Below are 24,790 nucleotides of genomic sequence, written 5' to 3'. Positions count from 1 at the left end.
GTCACCCCGCCAGAGGGGTCAATATTCCACACGATGACGTAATTGCTGCCGGCATGTCCCAGTCGCCACTGTGGTGGCAGACTGGTCCCAGTGTCAACGGGAGGACATCACGATGAAACAGTATGTCGGATTGGACGTCTCACAGAAGGAGACTTCGGTTTGTGTCGTTGACGAGAACGGCCGACTGATCTTCGAGGGCCGGGCGAAGTCGGATCCCGGAGCCTTGGCCGCTCTGCTGGCGAAGAAGGCTCCTGATGCGGAACGAGTTGGCTTCGAGACCGGTGCTATGTCGAGCTGGCTCTGGCATGAATTGAAGCGGATCGGCGTGCCGGTGGTCTGCATCGACGCGCGACACGCCCACGCTGTGCTGTCAGTCCGAATGAACAAAAGCGATGAGAACGACGCGCGTGGCTTGGCCGAGCTCGTTCGCATCGGATGGTATCGCGAGGTTGCAGTGAAGAGCGAGGCCAGTCAACAGGTTCGGTCACTGCTGGTTTCGCGGTCCCGGCTCGTAACGATGCGACGTGATCTCGAAAATCAGGTTCGATCGATGTTGAAAGAATGCGGGTTGCTCTTCTCTCGTGCCATCGCAGGACAATTCCAGCGATGCGTCACCGAATTGACCGGGGACGGCCACGCGCTCTGGCCGGTCTTGCTGCCACTGCTTTCCGTGCATGGGTATGTTTGTCGAGAGCTTGCGGGTTTGGACCGTCAGGTTCGACTGATGGCTCGCGCAGACGACACGACCAAGCGACTTATGACTGTGCCGGGCATCGGTGTGGTGACGGCACTGACCTTCCGCCATACCATCGACGACCCGTCTCGCTTTCGAAGCGCAGCCTCCGTGGGAGCCTATTTGGGCCTGACGCCACGCCGTAAGCAATCGGGTGAAACGGACACTGTCGGCCAAGTCTCGCGATGGGGCGATCGCCTGCTGCGAACTTATCTCTTCGAGGCCGCCAGCGTATTGCTCCATCGGACAAAGCGGTGGTGCGCGTTGAAGGCCTGGGGACTGCGGTTAGCGAAACGCAATGGCATGAAAAAAGCCCAGGTGGCGGTCGCGCGAAAATTGGCCGTTATCCTGCACTGCATCTGGATTGACGGGACCTCATTCCAGTGGAGCAAGGAACCCGCCTGATCGCCTACATACCTAAACCCAAAATCGCAGGGCTGAATTGGCCTGTGATGTCCCGCCGGGACGGTGGTTGTGGTGACCTCGTTGTTTCGGCTGCTGGCGGTTACGACCGTACAGCGCTCCACACGTTGAGGCATCCGACCCGAACATCATCATGAGGCCATGACCTCGAAAAGGACCATGACCCCGGCACGGACAAAACAGATTTGACTAAGTCCCGCAATTAAAGGGCCGAAACACAGCCAAAGCTTCTTCAACCGTCTGCAGCCCATAGACAAACTCACGGCTCCGCGGGTTGTTGGGTTCATAGCTTCTGACATTCACTTTCCGGTCGGAACTCCGGCCTAAGAGTGCCGCAATCGCCTCCTTGGGACTTTCAAAACGATGGTTCTCTTCAAAACCCGCGATCCTACAGTAGCTCTGTTTAAGGTGATCACCCGCCGGCCGGAAAGCCACAAATTGTGCGATATTCGCTGTTGCGGCTAAGGAGTTTAGAATTTCGTCTTTGTGTAGCGCCATACTGCAACCGTGCCCGTTCGGAGTCGTCCTGCCCGCTCTTACAGATTCTAGCGCCGTCGCAACACCCCCTGACAGTAAAGCGATGTCGCCTGTAGACGATGTTCAAGCTGGCGGTATGTCATGATAAGCGAGAATGGTCCGCAGGTCGCGCCTCTATTGGCCTCAACAGGCTGGTACATGGCGTATGGTTCGATAAGGTCCGCTTGCCAACGCTAGTCGCATCCACCAAACCCGCACCTTAAGGTGTGTATACAGACCGTCGCCGACATCCTTGAGCGGAAATGCACTAAGGTGCCTGTTTTGGGATGACGAGAAAGCCGATAACGCCTGGCCTCCACTCAAAGATGCAGCCGGCGTCTCTTTGGTTCAGCAGTAGCATATCCCACCGCGACTTGAGCATCAGAGAAGCCCCCACGCCCGAAACCTCCCCCTCCCGGTCATCTCCCGGAGACCGAGCTCCAAAACAATCCGCCGCGCCGCCTGCAGCGTGACCCCGAGCGTCTTGGTGACCGTGCCGGCATGAACGAGCGGCGTCGCCATGACGAGGTCGACAAGCTCCGGCAGCTTTGAAGACGTCCGTCTTCCGGACAATTTGCGCTCCATCATTTTTCGCGCGAGCGCCAGCCGGTCGTGTTCTTTCAGGCCGATCTCGGCCGCTGCAACCAATCCGTCGGCAATGGCCATCAGCCGGACGTCTCGGCTGCGATGCCGGCGCCGATCGACCGGAATGGTTTTCAGGCCGAGATTGATGGCGGCGAGATGCGCGCCGGTCGTGACGCCGGCTTGGCGCAGGATCGAGGCTGCGAGGTGCCGGCCGAACCAGGGCGCATGCTGCAGCACCTCGAGCGTGTTCCAGGCATCGAGGGCGAAGATGGCCTGCAGCACCGACAGCAGAAAATCCGTTTGCCGCAGCACGCTGTGCCATTGCTCCAGCCGCGCGTCCTCGTCCCAGTCGAGATCGTAGACGAGTGGGTCACGATCCCGCGACCGACTTGTCGGTTCGGCAGCCTTTTTCAGTGCCGCTTCCGAGCGCGCCAGCACTGCATCGATGGCGGCGAGCTCGGCGTCGAGGACGCTAGCGTCGTCATCCTCCCCCTCCCCTTCTCCGGCCGCATCGGCATGCACGGAGACGCTTTCACGCTGAACGCCACCGTCCTCACCAACTGATGGTCCAGGCCATGCCTGGCCGCGCAGGCTGCGGAGGCCGTCCGGCGACAGCGCCCAGCTGGGGGGCTGCGCCGCGATCCGCCGGCGGGTGCGCAAGACGTCGCGAGCGATGGTGAGTTCGTGGGTCGGGGTGCGGATGTCGTGGCTGGCGTCGTGCAGGACGAGGTCCTCGAGATGGACAAGCTCGCCGTCGATCCAGAGCGAGGCGCAGGCGTCGGCGAAATTTTGGCGTTCGAGGAAGCCGTTTCCGACCTCGGAACGGGCGATGCGCTCGTCGAGCCGGGCGAGCGCGGTTCCTGCCGCCGAGGCGGGCTTGAGCAGGGTCTGGATGGTTAATTTGGCGAGATCGTAAGACATTGAAATCATGGTAAATGATTTGCTAAAGTAACTCTATCTATAGGTTAGGGTTTCTCACTTGGTATGCTTGTGGGTTGGTCAATCTACCATCGATAACTGTCGTTTATCGATATTTAAATTGAAAACACAGAGAGTCTGCCTCCGAAACTATTCTTTATTGAACTGTGGATTTTCGCACGAAATCATGCAGACTCGGCTGCGTAGCAATAGATAATCCACCTAGCGCGGCACCTATTATTCAGATAAAACGTCGGTCAACTTGATGAAATGAATCCGCAGCCATATTTCCTAGCAGCAACACCCGCCTCATCACCGATATCCATGATACACTCTTTGTTAAATGACACGCCCTATCCCCGCTCGCCCTCGGCATGGTGCCGAGCGAACGGGAATGCATGCATGTCAAAATCAGACCTTTCATCACGTCATTTTCAGAGCAAAATCTCGAAATTCTGCGAGCTGCGCATCGCGCCAATCTCGTCGAAACGCACGTTAAGCAACGTCGAAGCGTACCTCGTCAAACTCATCTCTCATCGCAGGGCACCACCCCTCCTGAACGGTCGCATTGATTGGGCAGAAATCGCTCGCGCTTGTCGGCTCGGTGGCGAACTGACAGGCGATCTGAAAAAGCAAATCCGCATTGCCCTGGATGCGATCCTCCGATGGCTGGGTGCGCCAGCCGCCGCGGAAGACGTCCGCTCGACGAAACAGGCATCCCGATCTAGCGGAACCGACCGGCAAGAATATACGGTCGTAGCCTCTACGGCCCGGAAGCCTAGACTTGATGGTGATGACAATCTTCGCGCTCAAGCCGCCTCACGCAGGAGAGGACCAGAGCCAAAGCCCATCCAATCGTTCCCGGATCCGTTGTTCGAGGCGAGCGAAGATCCTGCTGCGTTTCAGGATGCGCTGATCTATCAGATGCGTCGTTTTGGCGAGAATTATTGGCAGCTCTACCGCGCCGTCGTTCGCCTCGGCGAAACGTTCGACCATAAGACCATGTTGTCCTGGATCCAGGGCGACCGCGTGCCGCGCTCCGTCGCCAGCTTTGAGATCCTCGCCCGCATTGAGCGACGATATCGGCTGCCCGCAGGATACTTCAAGGCGAAACTGCCCTATCAGTCCCGCTCTTTGCTTGGTCACGACCTTGGCGACATCAGCCCCGCGGAGCGACGCCGGATTTCATTGCACCTTCCTGACGATTTCAGCAGCCTGCCGTTCAGCAAGCGAGAGGAAATCCTCGACTGGGTGCGCCGGGTGATTATTTCAGGATCAACCGACTATCGGCGCTATCAGGCGGCAGCCAGCAAGCAGCGCTATGCCATCCGCTTTCCAGGCGTCACCTATGGCGGAGGATCGCTTGCACCTCGCGTGAATAGCCTCACCGCCGGCGCCAACAACAATGTTGCGGAAACCTTCGAGGACCCGGATCTCCTGTCCGGCGTCGTCGATGCGCCACCACGGCTCGCAATGGAAATGGCCGACCTGATCCGGTTCAAGACCTCGACACTGACGGCGATCGGTTTCCAGCGGAATGGGGTATGGGGCGAAGAAACCGCCTCGCAGAAGATCGAGCATCTCGGCCTGATGTTCGGCGCGCTGGCCGCCTCCCCTGCCGGCGTCGTCAAAGGTCGCGGCGTGCCGCTTAGCCAGTTGACCTTCGGCCTGCTGGTTTTCCCGGGCGTCTGGGACTGGTACCTGCAATGGCGAGAACAGCGCCGCGGCTTCTATACCAAGTGGGAAGAAGACATGCTGATGGTCGCCCAGGCCCTCACCCGCTCCGAGGTTGGCTGGATCCGCCAGCATCCCGAACTCTTGAAGAATGTGCGGCCGATCGATGGGCTCATTGCGCCGGAAGAGATCGAGTTTGCTGCTCGGGACTGGCATGGTGCCTGCGATGCGTTTCATCGGCATGCTGCCAATCGCTCGAAAGAGATCCAACGGGTGATGCGCGTGCATCGCGACCCCTTCGAACCGATCATGTGTGTTCTGGAGGCCGACAGTCCGCTTGCCGAGTATCGCAAGATCACCGACGAAATCTTGAACCGCATGCCTGACGAGAACCGATACCCGCGTGCGGCCGCGGAAGCCGTTCGATCCTTTCTTCTGCTTCGCCTTGGCCTGCACCTCGGGCTTCGGCAAAAGAACCTTCGCCAGCTCCGCGTCTGCCCGCGCCATCATTTCCCGACGTCCGAGCGGCGCCTCGAAGACATGAAATGCGGCGAACTGCGCTGGAGCGACCGCGAACAGGGATGGGAAGTGCTGATCCCATCGGTCGCCTTCAAGAACTCCGGCTCGTCTTTCTTCGGGCAGAAGCCGTTTCGTCTCATCCTCCCGGACCTGCTCGACCTCTACAAATACCTCGAAGCCTATATCGATTGCCATCGCGGCGTATTGCTCGGTCCGGCGAAGGATCCCGGTACCTTGTTCGTGAAGACAGTGAAGTCGACGAGCGTCGATGCAGCATACGACTCGACCAAGTTCTACGAAGCCTGGCGGACCGTGATCCAGCGGTACGGCATCTACAATCCCTATACCGGTCGCGGCGCCATCAAGGGCTTGCTACCGCATGGCCCTCATAATCTTCGCGACATCCTGGCAACCCATATTCTCAAGCAGACTGGCTCCTACGAGCAAGCGAGCTATGCGATCCAGGATACGCCGGATGTGGTGCAGCAGCACTATGGTCGGTTCTTGCCACAGGACAAAGCTGCACTGGCAGCCAGGATCTTGAACCAAGTCTGGGAGGCCGCATAGGTCAACCACCGTCCTGAGTGCAGCGCCTCCAAAGCCAGAGTGGATACGGGATCACCTCCGCATCCGTCTGGCAAGCACAGCGCGCCACGCTGGGCGCACATGAGCGGCTCTTGTAGATCGTGGACTGAACACCTGAAACCACGTGTGTCGATGCTGAGAGGCTTCAACGATATTCAACCTTTTCGCCTCCGGGCCTCCGGTATCGGTGAGATGGCACGCTCGCATAATATCAGCTGCGGGTTTCAGTTATTGCAGTTAGACGCCCCCGCGACTATATTGCCGTCAAGGAGACAGCATCATGGCCAGCCAGATCATTCACTTCGCCGGGTTGTCGGATCGGGACCGCAGGGCAGCCTCACCGCTGCCCAAGCTTACTGCTGGCGATAGGCTCGAGCTTCACGTCCACCACGAGGGCGGTCGTGAACAGAAGCTCTCGATTCCCCCCTCGGCTGCTGCCGCGGTTGAAGCCCTACTGGCGCATATGCTGCGTGGGGAGCGCGTTGCCGTTCTTGCTGAAGACCAAGAACTCAGCCCAACCGAAGCATCTGCCATCCTGGGCATCTCCCGTCCACTCGTCGTCCTGCGGATGGACCGGGGCGATCTGCCGTTCCGTTACGTGGGTAAGCATCGCCGCGCCCTTTTGAAAGACGTACTCGCGCTGAAATCCAGGCTCGACACCCGTCAGGCCGCGATGGATGCGCTTGCCGACGACACAGAGGACCTCATTCAGACCCATGGCCTCTAAACCGCCCGTCGCGGTCTATGATGCCTGCGTCCTCTATCCCTTCCATCTACGCAACGTCCTGATCCAGTGCGCCTTCGACGGTCTCGTCGAGGCACGCTGGACGGACGACATTCATGACGAGTGGATTCGCAATCTCGCAGCCAACACGCAGGCATTGCCCATCGAACGCCTGATAGCCACGCGAAACAGGATGAAGGCCGTCCTGCCGGATGCGGACGTCTCCGACTATCACCGCTTGATCCAGAACCTCCGCCTACCTGACCTTGACGACCGGCACGTTCTGGCAGCCGCCATCGCTGGGAAAGCCTCCCTTATCGTTACTTGGAATCTCAGGGACTTTCCGGCAAGAGACCTTGCTTCCTACGGTCTAACCAGCCAGTCTCCGGATGATTTCCTCATCGGTCTGCACGCGGCGTTTCCCGAGGCGCTGATGTCCAGCATCAAACGAGCCCGGCACAATCTCCGCAAGACAATGCCGTCCGTCGAAGCCTTCATCGACGGACTTCAACAAAGTGGCCTGAAGGCGTTTCCGGCGCTGCTTCGCCAGAATATCGACGAGCTGGCCTGAACCGATGCGGCCATAAAGCGCGTGATACGAAGACTCTCCGCGCACCTAATCATAATCTATTCTTCCTCGCCCTCGACTGCCACCAAGACTTCCTCCTGCACGCCCTTGCGGCTGAGCAGCCCGGCATCCTCCAGCGCCTCGACATCCGGCAGGTCACGCAGCGTCTGCAGGCCGAAGGCCGACAGGAAGTGTTTCGTCGTGACATAGGTATAGGGCGCACCCGGCGTCGGGCTGCGTGGACCAGAGGCGAGGAAGTTGGCGTTGCGCAGGCTGGCGATCGTGTCGCGGCTGACCTCCTTGCCGAAGATTTTTGACAGGTCGCCGCGGGTGGTCGGCTGGAAATAGGCGATCGCCATCAGCACCATGGCCTCGAAGTCGGACAGCGCCGGCGCCGCGCTGCGCGTCGATGCCTGAGACGCCCTAATCGGAACGGCGAAACGCGAACGCGTTCGGTGCTGCCAGCCGCCGGCGACGAAGACGATCTCATAGGGCCGGTCACGCAATTCCGCGCACAGGTCGTCGATCAACAGGTCGATGCTACAGTCCTTGCCGACGACGCGCGCCAGCGTCTCGCGGCCGACCGGCTCGGCCGCGGCGAAGATTACCGCCTCGACGCGCAGCATCCATTCGCGCCAGCGCAGCTCCGGCGGCACGTCCGCCAGCTCCCGATCCAACAAGCGTTCGCTTGTGTCCTTCGTCCGAGAGATTCGTGTTTTGCCCGCTGCCTCCGGTTCAGCCATCGTCACAGTCCGTAGATCCGAAAGGCGCTGCGGCCGGACAGTTCCCGCACGGCGCCAAAGCCTTCCAGCCGGTCGAACAGCCGGGTCGCCGCCCAGCGCGAGAGCTTGCTGCCGGGCGCCGAGGCCGCCACGGCGTCCTCATCGAGCAGGGCTTGAATGACGGCGCCAGCGCCTTTCGTGCGAACCTTTGGCGCGGCGGCACACAGCGTCTCGGCACGCCGCGCGATCTCACTGGCGGTGCGCAGCGCCGTGCCCGCTGCCTCGGTGAGGGCAAGGCAGACGGCGCGGGCGAAGGCCGGCTCGCCCGGGCGCACGCGGCCCCTGCCCCCAAGCGTCTTGAAGGCCGGCCCATAGCGCTCGGCCATCAGCAGCGGCACGGCACAATCCCATTTCAGCAGCGCGGCGATCAGCAGGTCGGCCAGCATCCAGGCAAGCGGTTCGGCGTCCGGCCGCACCGCATGGACGGCCGTGACCAAGTCCGCCGCGGCGAACGGCGCGGGACGGCCGGACTGAAGCACGTCGTCGGCATGATCGACGGCCGCGGTGAGCCGATCGTCCCAGGCGAGCCCCAACAGATCGGCAAGTTCCGCCACCGCCTTTGAGGAAAACGCGGGTTTTCGCGTGGCAAGCCTTTTGAAGGCCAAAAACACCTTTCCGGCCGGGCCGGGATCGTCGCCTGCGGCGGTGAGCAGAACGGCATCGCGCAACGCCGCCTCGTCCTCGCTGCGCCCCATCAGCCGGACCGCGGCGGCGGCACATTTGAGGCCCTGGCGGGATCGCCAGCAGCCGGCCCAAACGGGTGTGGAGCGGACAAGATCGTCGAGCGATTTCAGGGCGATGCCGGCGGCGAAGGCGGCGGCAAGCGCGTCCGGCTCGCAGCCACGCGGTAGGGTCCAGCCGGGCAAGGCGGCCGGGAGTACCGGCGAGGCGACGAGAGGAGTGACGGGCGAATCCATGGCCGCCATCCTATAGTGGATGCGCGGTTTATGCTATAGATTGCGACACAAACCGCACGGCTTGTCCTTCCTATATAATGATGGATAAGTTTGCATTATCGTTCATTTTAGTCATTATAGAGGAATGACGCAAATCAGCGACGAAAACAGCGAATTTCACCCTCCGGAAAGCTCTGCGCCGCCGCACAGCACGGCAGTTTCCGCTGGTGTTTCCGCCGCCGCGGTGTCGACCGGCCTCCCCTCCCCTCTTGCCGAGGCCAATGCCGGCCTGCCTGCGCATCTGCAGGACCTCACCGAGCGCGCGCGCGGCTACGTCGAAGCCGCCAGTTCGGCCAACACGCGGCGGGCATACGCGGCGGACTGGAAGCATTTTTCCGCCTGGTGCCGGCGCCAGAACTTTTCGCCCCTCCCCCCCGATCCACACGTCGTCGGGCTCTATATCACCGCCTGTGCCGTTGGCACCGCATCCGGCAGTGCCGTTGGCACTACGAAACGCGGCGGGAAACCCGACAGTGTTTCGACCATCGAGCGCCGGCTGGCCGCCATCGGCTGGAATTGTGCGCAGCGCGGCACTCCACTCGACCGTACGGACCGGGCGATCGCCACCGTGATGGCCGGCATTCGCAGCCGCCACGCTGTCCCGCCCCGGCAGAAGGAAGCCATCCTGCCAGAAGACCTGATCGCCATGCTGGAAACACTGGACAGGGGAACGCTGCGCGGCCTTCGAGACCGGGCGATGCTGCTCCTCGGTTTCGCCGGCGGCCTGCGCCGCTCGGAAATCACCGGCCTCGACCTCGGCCGTGACCAGACAGACGATGGCCGCGGCTGGGTTGAGATCTTCGATAAGGGTGCGCTACTCACCCTGCGCGGCAAGACCGGCTGGCGTGAGGTCGAAATCGGCCGCGGTTCGTCCGATGCCACCTGCCCTGTCGCCGCGCTCGAAAGCTGGATCAAGTTCGCCAAGCTCATCAAAGGCCCCCTCTTCCGCCGGGTGACGGGGAAAGGCAAGGATGTCGGGCCGGACCGGCTGAACGATCAGGAGATCGCGCGCCTCGTCAAGAAGACCGCAGTCGCCGCCGGCGTGCGCGGCGATCTCAGTGAGATCGAGCGGGCTTTCAAGTTTTCCGGCCACTCGCTGCGCGCTGGCCTCGCCTCGTCGGCTGAAGTTGATGAGCGCTACGTCCAGAAACAATTGGGCCATGTCTCCGCAGAGATGACACGTAGGTACCAGCGGCGGCGTGATCGCTTCCGCATCAACTTGACCAAAGCAGCAGGGCTATAGTGTCCACTCAGGCACATCCCAAAATTACCCGTTTTGCGACCTTGCAGAAGTCGTACGCTAAACCCAAACTTTAATCGGGATTTTCACAACAAAAGAAACGGGAACGTCATTGGTAATTGATGTCGAGTTGGAACGCCTTCCAAGCGACGATGTGCAGCGCTTAATTGGCGAAAGTCTGGACCTATTCAACGCTCAGAAGGCGGGCCCAGATAATGCAGAGCATTTGTGGGTATCGCCCGCGATAGCGGTGGAGGCCTGAAGGGTCGCATATTTCACTCGTGGCTTTTCATTGACTGATTATGGTTGTCTCCAGCGGCTAGAGGCCAACGTCTGGGCAATTCAGCTGCTAGACAGATCGGGAGACGGCCGTGAAGCAACCTGGGTGCATGGGTGCTTAAGTCGACACCTTCAGTTTTCAAGCCCCAGATTTCTATCGCAACAACGGTTGCGAAGAATTCGGTCGGATCGAGGGGTTTGTCCTGGCCATGCTTGCATCTGGCTCAAAAAGACATTCGATTCGTCGCAAAATTCCTGATTGTGCGACACTACAGAAGTCGGTTTAACATATCGAGCAAAACCCGGGAGATTTGCCAAGGCAAGAAGGAGTTCAAGACGTACATGCGCTTTTTTCCTGTTTTCTCAGGTGCGATACTATCAGTTCACTTGGCAATGGGTGTTGCATGGGCGGTTCCCGGAGATAAGACGCGCGACTGGAAATTCAGCGGTTTTGAACTGATCGAAGCACTCGAAGGCAGATCAAGCGATGAAATGTCTGGTGAGGCCGACCCCAGTCGGCCGAAAGCCCGCGCCGTTGCCTATATCGCCGGTGTCGCAGACGCCACGAGGGGCACGCGATGGTGTGGAGCCGGCACTGTCCTCCCTCATGAGCTTATTGACCGGGTTTATACCTATCTTCAGTCCCTTGCGTCAGCTCGCCTGAAAAGAAGCGCATCGTCGCTTGTGGTCGAAGGATTAGCTGGGGCGTTTCCGTGTCGCGCAAACTGAGGGAACGTCGCGACGGATGCAGGTTTTGATTGCTCCTGAAGAGACAAGAGGATGAACACGATGCTCACGGACAAGCTCTCCCCCAAGTACGCTCCTTACACATTCGATGGACTACCGGTGCTCTACGGCGTAGACGGGTTTTGGGAAACCGCGCTCCCGATGCCACAGACATCGACGCTCTGGCATTCTCTCGTTGCCCTGCCTCACCCCGGCCGAGGCTATTCCAGCTTCGCCGAACCGGGCGAGGTGCCTGTTTCTTTTGAGAACGACGATGGCGAAGGCGCCTCCCCGGATCCCATCATGCTTGAAACGGCACGGTGGCTTATAAAAAACGATGAGCAAGTGGAGCGGGTCATTATCGAGACGATTTTGAGCGACATGCCAAGGCTGCGCGCCATTCAAAACGGCATCGTATTGGGGAACGACGATAAGCCGCTTCCGGACGTCTGTGACGAGCCGATGCTTCGTCAAATGGTCCGACTGCTTCATCTTACGCTGCCCCCTATTCAGGGGAAGCTTCCCTATTTCGGGGCGGAACTAGCTTGCACGTGGGATCGGGAACATGGATACGGCATCATGTTTCACGGCACCAACATTGTGAAGTCCGGTGGAGGCGATATCCCGAACCTGTCGTGGATCGCCAACCGCCACGCCGAAGGACGCATGTAGAATTGTATGTCGCGTATTGGGCAGAACGCTGCTAAATATGGCGGGCTTGTTGCCGGCATCGATCCCTCACCCTCCGAGGTTACTCCTTTTTGAGCAAGACGACCCTGCATGGATCAGCCGCTTTGTCGATTTCGTTCTGGACACGATCGACGGGCAAGTCGGGTTTGTGAAATTCCAGAGCGCCTACTTTGAGGCATGCGGCTTTGCCGGCCTCGCGGCCCTGCGGCAGCGCTTGAGACGTGGATCCGTTTTGCCAGGCTCCGCAAAGGCCCCCTCTTCCGTCGCGTGAGCGGAAATGGCAAGGCATCGCGTCCTCGGTCGAGGTCGAGGTCGAGGTCGACGAACAGTATATGCAAAAGCATCTCGGCCATGCTTCGGCCGAGATGACCCGCCGTTACCAACGCCGGCGCGACCGGTTCAGGATCAATCTGACCAAAGCCGCCGGCCTGTAGAAGAAGCACCTCCCCCTGCGGTCTTATGAGATTTATTGGGCTCAGGATTCCTACGGCAGAATGAGACCGCGTCCTTTCGTCTTAAAATCTTTTCGACTCCCAGTGGCAGGCTGCCGGCGCCATTTGCAGGGCTCTCCCTCTCGTTTTGCATTGGTGATATGAGGGAGCGATGCGGCACGCGCGACGGAGATGGGACAGGGGAAGACTTGCCTTTCTGGCCGCAGGCTGGCTTGCCTCCAGCATACCAACGGATGCCGCGATCGCCCAGATTGAATGGCGCGCGCCGCCTTGTGCTTACTCAATAGCCACCAGCACCGGAACGCTCTGCGTCCGCAAGGCCAGCTTCAATCGGGACATATGCAGGGCGCTAGCTCGCTTCGCAGGCGAGAACGATCTACCGCCAGATTTCTTTGCGCGGCTGATCTGGACGGAAAGCCGGTTCCGTCCAGATGCGGTCAGTCCGAAGGGCGCGGAAGGAATAGCGCAATTCATTCCCTCCACCGCAAGACTGCGCGGCCTATCGAACAGTTTCGACGCTTTGGAGGCATTGAAGAAGTCGCTGAGTATCTCGATGACCTGCGAGATCGCTTCGGCAACCTCGGCCTGGCCGCCGCCGCCTACAATGCCGGCGAAGGCGGACTGCAGACATTCCTGAAAAACGGAAGCCTGCCGCAGGAGAACCGCAACTACGTCCTTGATATCACGGCTCATGCGGCCGAGGACTGGCGCGACAACCCGCCTGCAGCCATCGATCTGCGCCTCGACGGGCAGAAGTCCTTCGAGGACGCCTGCATCGCACTTGCCGACACGCGGCGCCTCAAGGCCTTGGAATTTGAAGCGGAAGGCGTCTGGGCGCCGTGGGGCGCGCAACTGGCGGGGCATTTCCAGAAGCCGGTGGCAGTCAGACTGTTCCTGTCTACTGTTCGGTCCCTGCCCGCGCCGCTGAACAAGGAAAAGCCGCTGATCCAGAAGGAACGCAACCGTGCCTTCGGGACAAGGGTGCGATATACGGCCCGTATCGGTCGCCCGACCCGGCAGGAAGCCGAGGCGGTATGCCGTGAAGTGCGCAAGAGCGGCGCCGCATGCATCGTCTTCAGGAACTGACCGGGACCCGCGGTTCAGCAAATTACACGCGCGGTCGCGGTGACTTGAGGACTGATAAAATTCGCCACGCGCGCCAAAGCCACTCCTCCGTTGCGCAATCGAGATAAGAATGATGTCGGGCCGGGACGCCTGAACGAGCAGGAGGTCGTCGGCCTCGCAGACACAGTTTCGTTCCGCGCCCACTTCCCACCCTTTTTGCGGTGCGCTCTGGACACACACTAGGCATGAATTGCCAACCGGCGGAGAACCGTAATCGCAAGCCCCGCGATGGAGGCAGTTTGTATCAGCGCCATGGGAGCAGCTCGATTATCTTCAGCGATGTCAAGCGAAGTCGATATCCCGCCTCGCCCGACCAAGATCTCGGGCCTTTTTTCGGATTTCGCGGTCTCGACCTTTGCAAGCGAGGCTTTTAAAGGTGTGGCACCGACCGGACCACACCCGATGCCGACGACACCTGTCTTGGCAACCGTGTGGAAAGGCGGCAGCGTTAATTGCGAGAGGTCAGCGGTGATCTAGACGCATTTTGTAAGTGGCAACGCTGCGGCAAAATACAGGTTTGCGAATGGCTGGGCAACAGCGTATTCGCCTTAGCTGCATCTGGGTCTGGCGTCAGCTATCTCTTCCAGATTCCAATAGGCCCCGAGATCGATGATCTTCATGAGCGTTCCTTGCTCAGCGTATCTGTCGGCCCGATCGGCGAGGTGGCCTAACCCATGTGCGCCGTTCGTGGCGACACGTCTGCAGTACGCTAGCAGCGCCTGCTGATCGTCGCTTTGACCGCCGACGACATCGGATTGGACTGTTTTGAGGACAAGTCGTTTCTCAATTTCAACCCGACGGATTTGACACCGTGCCGCTCGAGAACCACTTTCTTTCCGATTGGGCGCGGCCGTGTGGAGCTCTTCGTCATAATAGGGGTTCTGGAGGGCGACCAGCTCCAGATCGGCTTCATTCCCCGGCCATACGCCGATTGAACGAGGAACAACCGAAAACGATCTGACGGTGCGTCGACCAGGGGAAGCCATCGCATCGGCAGATGCCAGCATCGACGCACCGTTCCCTGGTTCTTCTTGACGAATCACGGCCGGTATATCATCGCCGCCATAGCGATAGCCCTTCGCAACGCACTAATTCATATTCCCACACCGGGACGCCACGATCCCGCTTGGTCGAACCGACAAGCAATATCTGCTCTGACGGAAGTATCATGAACACGCACTGCAAGACCAACCACCGACGAAACGCGACGCCGGGTGGAGCGCTCGCGACGCTCGGCGGCTTCATGCCTCTTTTCCGGCAAAGGGGGCGCGCGCAACGAGGAAGCTTGGCGCGCTGCTCGTGAAAACCTCGTGAATTCCGGGCCTTGACGCAGTTAGTCGCAACTAACACCGAGACATCCTTGCTTGACGATGCGAATGGCCGTCATCGAGTGTCTGCCTGATTCAGACTCGGCGGATGAGGTCGTCTGCGTCAGCTTTTTTTTTCATCTCAGCATCTCGAAACCTGCGTCAAGATAGCTAACACGCGCTGCCAACCCGCGATATTAGCGTAGGCGAGGACGCTGAAGCTACCGCCACTTCAGAAACCGCTATGATTTCAGCCTATTAACGCAGTTAGTCGCAACTAACTCCGCTTCATCCCGCTTGCAGCGCCCGCTCGCCGTTGCTGCGGAGAAGCGCCATGATCACCGGGCCGAGAGAAAACTCGCCTCGCTCGGTTCGCCGGGTTAGGTCTCGAAGATACCCACCTGCCGAGTTAATCAGATGTGCGCGCTCCAAAATGCAGCCCACCGCAACGGCGGCATTTTCGGCTCCCATGACCTCGCACGCGTCCTGATAGGCGGATGGACTGATCCCCAGCATCGATCGCACCACCACGGCGGCCGACATCAGCTCGCGCCAGGCTCCAACGCTCCCGCCAGGCCCATAGTCGGCAATCTGCGGGCATGCCTTCAATACTAAACCAAGAGGGAAGGCTTTAAGCGGCTCCCTCATCGCTAGCCTGCCGGGCTTGCTCGACGTCCAGCCCTGCTCTTTTTCTGAGCGAGGTTCAAGTTCAATTGAGGATTCTGGTTTTGAATTCTGTTTGTGCTGCTCAATAAGAGCATCATTGGTGCTATAAAATTGCGAATTTTGCTGAGTATCCAATTGATTGAGGACCTCCTCGCGCAAAAGCGCCATCTCATCGAGGATGTTCGCGATGTCCGCCATGCTAGGTGTTCGCGGTATCCGGCCCACGAGGTCCAAATACATCGCCTCTATCGCCGCCCAGTCACCATCGGCACCCTCCTCCATCGCTGCTGAAATCAGCTTGCGGACGTCCCGGCGGCAGATCGTCAAGTTTTCTTTGGCTTTCCTGAAGGCAGCCCTCGCCGCGACAACTTTCTGCGCCACGAGTGCCAGTTCCTCGGACCGACCAAGGATCGGTGAGAGATCGAAGCCAAATGCATTCTCAATCTCACCGGCGCCGTTCTTACGTGCGTAACGTTTGCCGTTGGCGCTGTCCTTCCGGACAATCAGCCCAGCGTCTACCAGCATCGCGAGGTGGCGGCGCAGGGTCGCTCCAGCCATGCCATGAGCCCGCAGGATCAATTGTGCGTTCGACGGGAACACGATTAATTGTGCGTCCTGGCGCAGTTCGTTCTCCGGATAGAAGCTTAGCAGCGCGTCCAAAACAGCGAGGCTGTTGGACTGCAGACCAAGTTCTTCTCGGGCTTCGGAAGCGTCCCGGAAGACCTTCCATTTGTCGACCGATTTGCCCGCCTTGATCTCATTTGTCGCGACCTGTCGCTTCACGAGAGCGAGCGTCATTGGCCGCCGCCCGAAGGGCGTCGTCACACTTCCTGTCTGCATCGTCTTTCACCTTTCAAAAGGCAAAAGAAATCGGCTCACCAAATCGGTGCCTAGACTCTTGACGAATATCCGTGGAAGTGCGATTCTCAGGTTGCTTAGATCTGAAAGAGGTTTCCACGACGGCGACGTTTTGGGGGCCTTTTTCTTTTTCCGCTTAATCTCCGCTATTCAACTTGTCATTCGCGCCGCTCTTCAAGCGGTGCTCCTCAAAAAGCGCTGGCAGCCGTTCGAGGACGAACGCCGCGAATTCAGGCGTCGCGCGTCGATCGATCGAGATGTCCAACCTGGCTTTGCTTTTCGTCACCTGAGCTAGGCGAACTCCCGTGGGCGTGGTCAGGAGATCCGGAAGTCCTCGCTTTGCCGACGCGGGTTTAAGGCTCGCGACAAGAGATTTGAACCGGTCGGGTGAGGGGAGGGTTTTGGCCCCCGCCGATCGCAGGAAGCTTGATGCGTGTTCAAGGGCGCTGTCCTGCCCGAGAAGATCTGCGAGGCCCACCCAGCTTTTCAGTCCGACACCGGGCGCCGGACCGATCGCGTCGACGATATCCGTGGGAATGCGGGTCACGACGGAAAGCATGTTCGACAGGTCGCTCTTGTAGACGGACAAAGCGGTCATCACGACGTCTCTCGAAAACCGCTCGTTCAGCCGTGAGGCAAAACGCGCCTTTTCGATGAATGTAAGATCCTGGCGTTCATTATTCTCCTGGCCCTGAGCAATGACGAGTTGCTCGTCGGTCAGGTCCCTGACGACTGCCTTGACGGGGCGGGCCAATTCCGTGACCGCGCGCAGACGACGGTGCCCGAAGGCCACCTGGTATCGACCCGGAGTATCCGGAAGGGGGCGCACAAGAATCGGGATCTGTTGGCCTTGTTCTCGGATAGCCTCGACGAGACCGTCGATGTCGCCAGGCATGCGGTCCTGAACGAAGGACGGATCGATCGTGTCGGTGTCTAGCTCCACAATGGTCTGGCCTTCCGAAAGGCGCTTTTCTATTTCCTCCGCACGCTCAAACCGTGCCTTGCCCTCTGCAAAGGCGCTGCCGACCTGGCTTGTGAGACGAGATGAGGCCGGCTGAGGTCCGTCAGCCAGGGGAGTACCGAGAAGCGGAAGGATGCGGCTCTTTGTCGGCCTTTCAACTGGCTCGACGACGCCGGCCGTCGGTTTTGGTGCGCGGAGGATATCCTTCCTGCTCATGGCTTGCGTCCCCATGCCTTCTTGATTAGCGACTCGATCTCGTCGTTGACATTGTTCATCGCTTCAAGCGCGCGGTCATAGGTAGCGCGCGTGAATTGTCCTCTTTCCACTTCAAAAAGGGTCTGGTTCGTCAGTCCGGCATCCGAGACCGCCGTCGTCTTCAGCATCGGAAAGTTGAGGACATTTTCACCAAAGATTGCCCGCAGGTACCCAACCATCTGGTTCTGTGGTCCATCGCTAGGCTCAAAACGGGTCACGAGATAGCGCATCCAGTTGTAATCGAAGCGCGCGCCGTGGGAGGAGATTTCCCGAAGCAGGTCCGATGTCATCGAAAGAAACTGGTTCATGGACATGACATCGAGCATCTGCGGATGCACCGTAATCAGAACAGACGTGGCTGCGGTCAGGGCGGAGAGGGTCAGATAGCCAAGCTGTGGCGGGCAGTCGACCACCACGACGTCGTAGTTGGGAGCGACCTGGTCAAGCACCTCGCTGATCCGATGGAAAAACATCGTGTCGCCGACCTTGCGTTTCATAAGCGCCCGCGGCGTGTCGTGTTCGAACTCCATCAGTTCGAGGTTACCGGGAATCAAATGCAGGTCCGGGATATAGGTCGCCCGTACAATTTCGCCCATCGGGCGAGGGTCGTCATAGCGGATCGCGCCATAGAGCGTCTCGTTTGCATTGACATCAGTTTCCGGCTGGGTGCCGAAAAGCGTCGAGAGACTTGCCTGCGGATCAAGATCGATGGCGAGGACGCGATAGCCGCGGAGAGCGAGATACTGAGCAAGGTGGGCGGCGGTGGTCGTCTTGCCGGACCCGCCCTTGAAATTCATCACGGAGATAATCTGGAGTGCTTCATCATCGCGGCGATGGGGGAGATAGCGACGATTCCCACGTCCCGCCTGGTCAAGGTGTTTGCGGATTTTGTGCATGTCCTCGACGGAATACGACCGTCGTCCGGTCGGACTGGTGCTGACCTGCAAATCCTCGACCTCGTTGGCGAGTTGACGAAGGTAGACCTCCTTCACCCCGACCAGCTTTGCTGCCTCGGCCGGCTGAAACGTTCGGATACCTTTTTCAGCTGTCGGCGGGAAAGTTGCGAGTTGATGCTCTTGCAGTTGCGCCGACAGAGACCGGGAATGGCGCTCAATCAAGCCCATCAGGTCTTCGTCTTTTGGTGGTAATTTTGCAGCGATTTTGGGCATGCCCGAGCCTGACTTCTTGAAATAGCGCTTCCGAGCGGAAATTCGCGAACAATCCGCTGCTTTCAATAAGCATCGATTCTAGAGGGCTGGCAAGCTATTTAGGGTTAATAAAAGCTGAAAGACGTCACCCGTTCATATTAAACTCCAGCCGTTTTGGCATTTAAGAACAGACTGTTAGCACAGATACGCTCTAAATCAGGCTCTCATTTGTGCACTGGAATCTTTCCGGCATAAAAAATATCCTTCGGCAAAAGCTCGGTCTGAGCAGTCACTTTCGAGTCGTATCCAGCGGCCAAAATCTCTGAGTCGGATATCTCAGGCGGCACTTAAAGTTTTCGTATCGTCTAACGCGCGACATATGAGGAACGATCATCCCAAATCCCTTCCTCGGTCCTAACTCGGGTTACCGACCCCAGCCGCGGCATCTTTAAAACTTTGTTAAGTAAAATCAGCGCTCTTCACTCGCTGCAGCAGACCGAATCGCTTGAAACACCTGGTCAGCGAACTCAAATTGCCTGGCTGTCCCTCGCCCCATGGAGTTCTTTCCAAGCGTCTCTGTCAGGACACCGCGCTGGACCAGAAGATCAATGGTTTCGATGACGCCGCCGCGCGTCATCCCCGTAAACTGTATTATATTTGAGAGCGTTAGCTTCTCGTGCGCTTGGTGCATCATATAGAGGATGTTGATCATCCCGATCTGTTTGATGCGCGATTGCGCGCTCTCGTCCTCAAGCGGTTTGTCGAGGATTTCACGCACGGCGAAGACAGACAGTGCTTGTGTTTGCCATCGGTCACTCAATTTGCTTGCCATCGATTTAACTATCTATTATTTGCATAGTATGAGCGTTAGGGCGCGACGATTCTTCGCATCCCGTCCAACAAAGTTTCAATCGGAGGGTAGGGGGCATGAAGAGCCTCTTTCGAACGATCATAGTGGCGTTATGGTCCGGTTCACTATATCTCAGTTCTGGACAATGCGCGCGTGCCGACGAGTGGGGTTGCCAGGTTATCCTGTGCCTATCCAATCTCGGCGGCGCGACACAATACGCTGAGTGCCGCCAACCGATCCAGAAACTCTGGAGATGGCTCGCCAAGGGACGTTCTTTCCCGACCTGCAGCGGCGTTGGCTTTCAAAGCTCCCGCCCTCGATATGAACCCTACTATTGCAACGACGGCTACCGTTTGTCAGCAGGCGTTGGCTTGACCGGGCGCGACGGAACCTGCGTGTCGACATCTATGCAGCCGGTGAGCGACAGGCTTTGCCGGCGGGACCGAGACAATGCCGGCGGGAGGAGTGACTCGGTAATCTCGCCACGCTGGCAGCAACTCGATGGCCGCTACCAGTGCATGGCCTACACAATCAGCCGCCCGCTGGTCCGCGAGAAACCTCGATACATCGATGTAACCATCGACGGCGTCGGCAAGCAGAGGGTGTGGTTCTAGACATGCCCGTTGCTTTTCTCGACCTTGCGCAGACCTGCGCACCCTTTGTTGCGTCTGAAATGCTGGCCGGAGTCGTGAGCCTTGAGAGCCGGTTCGCGCCTTTCAACATTCGTATCAACAGCGGCAAGCCACTCAAAACACAGCCGGCATCGAAAGCCGAGGCGATTGAAATCGCCACATCGCTAGCGGCCGCGCATCACGATATTCAGCTCGGTCTCGGCGGAATCGGGGTGGAGGAGGTTCAAAAGCTGAAGCTCTCCATATCCGACGCCTTCGATCCTTGCCTGAACCTGCAAGCAACGGCCACGCTGCTGGATGGCTACTACCGTCTTGCCGTCAAGGCCGGCGCAGATCCGGCCAGGGCGGAGCAGGTGATGCTCCACTCCTACTATGGCCGCGACGATCCCTCGGTCGGTGCGATGGTCAACTACGACGTTCAGGTTCGCCGCGAAATCAAACGGCTTGGTCCGACCATCGCCCGGCTGACCATCACGGAGACGGGGGAGGGGAGGGCGATCGACGAACCTACCGCCTCCGATCCGGCCGATGTCGTCGCAGAAGTGGTTGCCGAGAATTCCGAGCACAAGACCGCCACCTTAGCTTCCGCAGCCACATGGGACGTCTTCAACAGCCGGCGCGGCTCTTCCGTCCTGGTGTTTCAGAACAATCAAATGGAGCAAAGTGAATGACGTTCAGTCCCCATATCCGCGCGTTTGCGGCCCCGTCTGCGATGGCGTTTGCTGTGCTAGCGATGCTGGTCGAGCCGGCTTTTGCACAGGCCGCCGGCATTGAGACGATCTTGCAGAACGTCGTCGATCTGTTGCAGGGCAACATCTTCAGGCTGTTCGCCACCATCGCTGTCATCCTGATCGCGCTCGCCTGGATGTTTGGCTACATGGACCTGCGCCGCGCAGGCTACTGGATTGTCGGCATCGGCGTCATCGCCGGCTCTTCGGAACTCGTCAGCACGATCATCGGGAGCTGACCACATGGCGGCCCCGCGACCCGAGCTCGAGGAAGACACCCTGTTCATCGCCTGCACACGGCCAGCGATGATCGCCGGCGTCACGATGGAAGCCATGGGCATCAACGTCATGGCGACCACGATCTTCTACCTCGCCGCCGGCTCGGTCGGTTATGCATTCGTTGGCGTCGTCTTCCATTTCGTCTTCCGGGCGCTGGTCAAGCACGACCACAACATGTTCCGGATCCTGGTGGCCTGGGTGGAGACGCGCGGCCGGACCCGGAACGGCGCCTATTGGGGCGGAGCCACGCTTTCACCGCTGAAGCTTGTCCGGCGCTTTGACGAAAGGGACCTCGGATATGCCTAGCGTCGCCACGCTCAAATCGCGCGAGCTCACCCCGGAAACCTTCATTCCCTATGTGCGCCATGTCGACGAAACCACCGTCGCACTCGACTCCCGCACCTTGATGGTGATGGTGGCTCTTGACGGCGTGTCCTTCGAGACCGCCGACGTTCTCGACCTCAACGCGCTCCATCGTGATCTGAATACGCTTTATCGTAATATCTCCGATGAGCGGCTCGCCTTGTGGTCTCATCTTGTTCGTCGTCGCGACCGCGACTATCCGGACGGGACATTCGCAACGCCGTTCTCGGCCGCGCTAAACGAGAAGTATCGCGAGCGCATGGTGCGCGAGGACCTGTTTCGCAACGACCTGTATCTCACCGTACTCTGGTCGCCGGCGCGCGATCCGGCCGACAAGGCCGCGAAGCTGCTATCCCGATTGCGGCAGCGATTCCGTTCAGGCGTCGAACTGGACGAGGAGGCGCTGAAGCACCTTCAGGATAAGGTCGTGGACGTCGTTGCCGGCTTGAAACGCTTCGAGCCGCGCGTGCTCTCCCTCTATGATCGCGACGGGGTCCTGTTTTCCGAGCCGAGCGAGGTGCTTCACCAGTTGGTCGGCGGCCGGCGCGAGCCGGTCCCGTTGACCGTGGGCCGGATTTCCTCGGCCATCTATTCCGATCGTGTCATCATCGGCCGCGAGACAATCGAAATCCGCCATGAGGCCGAAAGCCGATTTGCCGGTATGTTGAGCATCAAGGAATACCCTGCCCGCACCAGGACGGGGATGCTGGACGGCGTTCTGACCAGTCCCTTCGAACTGATCCTGTCGCAATCCTTCTGCTTCGCCTCGAAGGCGGATGCCCGCGTCATCATGGGCCGCAAGCAGAACCAGTTGGTTAGCAGTGGCGACAAGGCGGCCTCGCAGATCGGCGAGCTCGACGAAGCGATGGATGATCTGGAATCGAACCGCTTCGTGCTAGGTGAGCATCACCTGACGCTCGCCGTCTTCGCCGCCTCCGTGAAGGAATTGACGGATAACCTTGCCAAGGCCCGCGCGAGCCTGACCAACGGTGGGGCGGTCGTGGCGCGCGAGGATCTCGGTCTTGAGGCTGCCTGGTGGGCGCAATTGCCGGGCAATTTCCGCTACCGCGCACGATCGGGAGCGATCACCTCGCGCAATTTCGCGGCACTGTCGCCATTCCATTCCTATCCGATCGGGCAGAAGGACGGCAACGAGTGGGGACCGGCCGTCGCCTTGCTGAAAACGGCATCCGGCTCGCCATACTACTTCAATCTCCATTATGGCGATCTCGGCAACACGTTCATGTGCGGCCCATCCGGCGCCGGCAAGACGGTGATCGTCAACTTCATGCTATCGCAGCTTGAAAAGCACGATCCGCATGTCGTCTTCTTCGACAAGGACCGCGGCGCGGACCTCTATGTCCGCGCCGCCGGCGGCACCTATCTTCCTCTCAAGAATGGCACGCCCACCGGCTGCGCTCCCCTCAAGGCCCTCGACCTCACACCGGAGAACAAGGTCTTCCTCACCCGTTGGGTCGGCAAGCTTGTCGGGTCGGGCACCCGTGAACTGAGCGTCACCGAACTTCGCGATATCGCCGGCGCCATCGACGGGCTTGCCGATCTGCCGCCGGAGCAGCGGACGATCGGCGCCCTGCGCACCTTCCTCAACAACACCGACATGGAGGGCATTGCGGCCCGACTGCGACGGTGGGAGAGGGGAGGGGCGCTCGGCTGGGTCTTCGACAACGTCATCGAGGACATTGGTTTCGGCGATTTGGGGGGCAACGGGAAGTTCATCGGCTACGACATGACGGACTTCCTCGACAATGAGGAAATCCGCACGCCCCTGATGGCCTATCTCTTCCACCGCGTCGAGCAACTGATCGACGGCCGACGGATCATCATCGTCATCGACGAATTCTGGAAAGCACTGCAAGACGAGGGCTTCCGCGACCTCGCGCAGAACAAGCTGAAGACGATCCGCAAGCAGAACGGGCTGATGCTGTTTGCCACGCAGAGCCCGCGCGACGCGCTGATCTCTCCGATCGCGCATACGATCATCGAGCAATGCCCGACGCAGATCTTTCTGCCCAACTCCCGCGGCAACCATCCCGACTATGTGGACGGGTTCAAGCTCACCGAGCGTGAGTACGAACTGATCGCGCGAGAACTGTCTGTCGAGAGCCGGCGGTTCGTGTTGAAGCAGGGCCACAACAGCGTCGTCGCTGAACTCAATCTCAATGGCTTCGACGACGAACTTGCGATCCTCTCCGGCCGAACGGCCAATGTCGAGCTTCTCGACGCGATCCGCGCCGAAGTCGGCAACGACCCCAAGGACTGGCTTCCCGTTTTTCAGAAAAGAAGGAGTGCAAGCTGATGGCTTCCTATCGACTTCATGCTGCGGCGCTCGCAGCGGCGATCGTCCTCTCCGCCGGCGGTGCGGCAGGGCAGGGGATTCCGGTCATCGACCAGACGGCGATCCTGAAGCACATCGAGAGCATCGCGCAGCTGAAGTCGCAGCTCGATGCTCTGCACCAGCAGATCGAACAAGCCCAGCAGCTCTACGGTTCGCTTAACAAACTGACCGATATGGCCGACGTCGCCAGCGTGCTCAACGATCCGGCGGTCCGCAAGGCACTACCGTCCGACTTCGCCGCCATCGAGGGATTGCTGAAGGGCGATGGCAGCGGCACGTTCGGAGACGCCGCGGCGAAATTCCTGGAAGGCAATTCGACGTACCGCACCGACGCCGATGATTTCTATGCGAAGGAACTATCGCGCCTTCAGAACAAGAACGCCGGGCAGATGAGCCTCGGCCAGCAGATGTATGATGCGGCGACCAAGCGCATCGACGGCATCGACCAGCTGCGAGAGAAGATTTCGACAGCAAGCGATGCCAAGGAAATCGCCGACCTCCAGGCGCGGTTGCAAGCGGAACAGGCGTTTCTCCAGACCGATGTGTTGCGGATGGAAGGTCTGCGCATGGTGCAGCAGGCGCAGAACCAGGTCGACGAACAGCGCAAGGCCGAAGACTGGCGCCAGCGTATGGATGCGATGAAGGCGGCGCTGCAATGAGACGATCTCTGCTCATTTTGACGCTCCTTCTCCTCGCGGCCTGCTCTGAGAAAACAGACCAGACCTATACCGTCGACCAGGTGACCGCCAACAAGGGATTGCTGTCTCGTATCATGACCGATTGCCGGAACAACCCGGGCGAGCTGCGAGAGACGGCCAACTGCCAGAACGCGGAAGCCGCCGACGGCAAGCTCCGCCTCCAGAACATGCGCAAGGCGCTGGGGAAGTAGGGC

Annotated in this window: 22 protein-coding genes and 2 pseudogenes; 16 read left to right on the top strand and 8 right to left on the bottom strand. The window is 59.5% G+C overall.

Annotated features, from left to right (window positions below; genetic code table 11):
- Window positions 1–112: 112 nt before the first annotated feature.
- The gene (locus tag GR138_RS26290; protein WP_160862215.1) at window positions 113–1,138 is read left to right on the top strand and encodes an IS110 family RNA-guided transposase; all 1,026 of its coding nucleotides are present in this window, start codon (window positions 113–115) and stop codon (window positions 1,136–1,138) included.
- A 915-nt stretch (window positions 1,139–2,053) separates the two neighbouring features.
- On the opposite strand, the gene GR138_RS26285 is transcribed toward GR138_RS26290, so the two are convergent.
- Window positions 2,054–3,187 carry an RHE_PE00001 family protein gene (locus GR138_RS26285; protein WP_160862214.1) on the bottom strand — a complete coding sequence of 378 codons (1,134 nt, stop codon included), beginning with the start codon at window positions 3,185–3,187 and terminating at the stop codon, window positions 2,054–2,056.
- A gap of 390 nt (window positions 3,188–3,577) precedes the next feature.
- Here GR138_RS26285 and GR138_RS26280 point away from each other — a divergent pair, with 390 nt between their 5' ends.
- The 3 genes from GR138_RS26280 to GR138_RS26270 all read left to right on the top strand — a co-directional run bounded on the left by GR138_RS26280 (window position 3,578) and on the right by GR138_RS26270 (window position 7,248).
- Window positions 3,578–5,935, top strand: coding sequence for a hypothetical protein (locus GR138_RS26280; protein ID WP_160862213.1), 2,358 nt, complete (start codon window positions 3,578–3,580; stop codon window positions 5,933–5,935).
- Window positions 5,936–6,233: 298 nt separating this feature from the next.
- Window positions 6,234–6,680, top strand: coding sequence for a MerR family transcriptional regulator (locus GR138_RS26275; protein ID WP_160862212.1), 447 nt, complete (start codon window positions 6,234–6,236; stop codon window positions 6,678–6,680).
- Window positions 6,637–7,248, top strand: a complete 612-nt coding sequence (locus tag GR138_RS26270; RefSeq protein WP_246200721.1) for a PIN domain-containing protein — start codon at window positions 6,637–6,639, stop codon at window positions 7,246–7,248. Before GR138_RS26275 ends, GR138_RS26270 begins: the two co-directional genes overlap by 44 nt.
- A 56-nt stretch (window positions 7,249–7,304) precedes the next feature.
- Here the strand turns inward: GR138_RS26270 and scpB are convergent, their stop codons facing one another.
- Complete coding sequence (gene scpB / locus GR138_RS26265; RefSeq protein WP_160862211.1) at window positions 7,305–7,988, bottom strand: SMC-Scp complex subunit ScpB; 684 nt, start codon at window positions 7,986–7,988, stop codon at window positions 7,305–7,307.
- Window positions 7,989–7,990: 2 nt separating this feature from the next.
- Window positions 7,991–8,944 (bottom strand): DUF1403 family protein, encoded by a 954-nt coding sequence (locus tag GR138_RS26260; protein ID WP_160862210.1) that lies wholly within the window; start codon window positions 8,942–8,944, stop codon window positions 7,991–7,993.
- A gap of 124 nt (window positions 8,945–9,068) precedes the next feature.
- Here GR138_RS26260 and GR138_RS26255 point away from each other — a divergent pair, with 124 nt between their 5' ends.
- The 5 genes and pseudogenes from GR138_RS26255 (at window position 9,069) to GR138_RS26235 (ending at window position 13,456) form a co-directional block, all read left to right on the top strand.
- Window positions 9,069–10,226 (top strand): tyrosine-type recombinase/integrase, encoded by a 1,158-nt coding sequence (locus GR138_RS26255; protein WP_160862209.1) that lies wholly within the window; start codon window positions 9,069–9,071, stop codon window positions 10,224–10,226.
- Window positions 10,227–10,616: 390 nt separating this feature from the next.
- Entirely contained in the window at window positions 10,617–11,231 is a 615-nt protein-coding gene (locus GR138_RS30910; RefSeq protein ID WP_338091171.1) for a Rap1a/Tai family immunity protein, read from the top strand.
- A 51-nt stretch (window positions 11,232–11,282) separates the two neighbouring features.
- Window positions 11,283–11,900 (top strand): DUF6985 domain-containing protein, encoded by a 618-nt coding sequence (locus GR138_RS26245; protein ID WP_160862208.1) that lies wholly within the window; start codon window positions 11,283–11,285, stop codon window positions 11,898–11,900.
- Between the two features lie 332 nt (window positions 11,901–12,232).
- A pseudogene (locus GR138_RS30985) lies at window positions 12,233–12,352 on the top strand (integrase); the annotation flags it as partial.
- A 169-nt stretch (window positions 12,353–12,521) separates the two neighbouring features.
- Window positions 12,522–13,456, top strand: a pseudogene (locus GR138_RS26235) (lytic transglycosylase domain-containing protein).
- A gap of 587 nt (window positions 13,457–14,043) precedes the next feature.
- Here the strand turns inward: GR138_RS26235 and GR138_RS26230 are convergent.
- The 5 genes from GR138_RS26230 to GR138_RS26210 form a co-directional block, all read right to left on the bottom strand.
- Window positions 14,044–14,502 (bottom strand): hypothetical protein, encoded by a 459-nt coding sequence (locus tag GR138_RS26230; RefSeq protein WP_160862207.1) that lies wholly within the window; start codon window positions 14,500–14,502, stop codon window positions 14,044–14,046.
- Between the two features lie 588 nt (window positions 14,503–15,090).
- Entirely contained in the window at window positions 15,091–16,308 is a 1,218-nt protein-coding gene (gene repC / locus GR138_RS26225; protein WP_160862206.1) for a plasmid replication protein RepC, read from the bottom strand.
- Window positions 16,309–16,462: 154 nt separating this feature from the next.
- A complete protein-coding gene (repB, locus tag GR138_RS26220; RefSeq protein WP_160862205.1) occupies window positions 16,463–17,503 on the bottom strand; it encodes a plasmid partitioning protein RepB in 1,041 nt (346 codons plus the stop codon).
- Entirely contained in the window at window positions 17,500–18,711 is a 1,212-nt protein-coding gene (repA, locus tag GR138_RS26215; protein ID WP_160862204.1) for a plasmid partitioning protein RepA, read from the bottom strand. Before repA ends, repB begins: the two co-directional genes overlap by 4 nt.
- A gap of 448 nt (window positions 18,712–19,159) precedes the next feature.
- Entirely contained in the window at window positions 19,160–19,522 is a 363-nt protein-coding gene (locus GR138_RS26210) for a transcriptional regulator (RefSeq protein WP_160862203.1), read from the bottom strand.
- Window positions 19,523–19,617: 95 nt separating this feature from the next.
- Between GR138_RS26210 and GR138_RS30695 the strand changes: the two genes are divergently transcribed.
- The 7 genes from GR138_RS30695 to GR138_RS26180 are packed head-to-tail and all read left to right on the top strand — an operon-like array spanning window position 19,618 to window position 24,787.
- Complete coding sequence (locus GR138_RS30695; protein ID WP_246200719.1) at window positions 19,618–20,154, top strand: hypothetical protein; 537 nt, start codon at window positions 19,618–19,620, stop codon at window positions 20,152–20,154.
- 2 nt (window positions 20,155–20,156) lie between these two features.
- Window positions 20,157–20,843 carry a lysozyme family protein gene (locus GR138_RS26205; protein ID WP_160862202.1) on the top strand — a complete coding sequence of 229 codons (687 nt, stop codon included), beginning with the start codon at window positions 20,157–20,159 and terminating at the stop codon, window positions 20,841–20,843.
- Window positions 20,840–21,139 carry a TrbC/VirB2 family protein gene (locus GR138_RS26200; protein ID WP_160862201.1) on the top strand — a complete coding sequence of 100 codons (300 nt, stop codon included), beginning with the start codon at window positions 20,840–20,842 and terminating at the stop codon, window positions 21,137–21,139. The genes GR138_RS26205 and GR138_RS26200 overlap by 4 nt, the downstream gene beginning before the upstream one ends.
- A gap of 4 nt (window positions 21,140–21,143) precedes the next feature.
- Window positions 21,144–21,485 carry a VirB3 family type IV secretion system protein gene (locus GR138_RS26195; RefSeq protein WP_160862200.1) on the top strand — a complete coding sequence of 114 codons (342 nt, stop codon included), beginning with the start codon at window positions 21,144–21,146 and terminating at the stop codon, window positions 21,483–21,485.
- Complete coding sequence (locus tag GR138_RS26190) at window positions 21,478–23,859, top strand: VirB4 family type IV secretion/conjugal transfer ATPase (RefSeq protein ID WP_160862199.1); 2,382 nt, start codon at window positions 21,478–21,480, stop codon at window positions 23,857–23,859. Before GR138_RS26195 ends, GR138_RS26190 begins: the two co-directional genes overlap by 8 nt.
- Window positions 23,859–24,557 (top strand): P-type DNA transfer protein VirB5, encoded by a 699-nt coding sequence (virB5, locus tag GR138_RS26185; protein WP_160862198.1) that lies wholly within the window; start codon window positions 23,859–23,861, stop codon window positions 24,555–24,557. Before GR138_RS26190 ends, virB5 begins: the two co-directional genes overlap by 1 nt.
- On the top strand, window positions 24,554–24,787 hold the full coding sequence (locus GR138_RS26180) for an EexN family lipoprotein (protein WP_160862197.1): 234 nt from the start codon (window positions 24,554–24,556) through the stop codon (window positions 24,785–24,787). Before virB5 ends, GR138_RS26180 begins: the two co-directional genes overlap by 4 nt.
- The last annotated feature ends 3 nt before the right edge of the window (window positions 24,788–24,790 follow it).

This window comes from Shinella kummerowiae, assembly GCF_009827055.1.
Taxonomy (GTDB): domain Bacteria; phylum Pseudomonadota; class Alphaproteobacteria; order Rhizobiales; family Rhizobiaceae; genus Shinella; species Shinella kummerowiae.
Note: the sequence above shows the minus strand (reverse complement) of the source record. Positions and strands in the feature narration are given on the sequence as shown.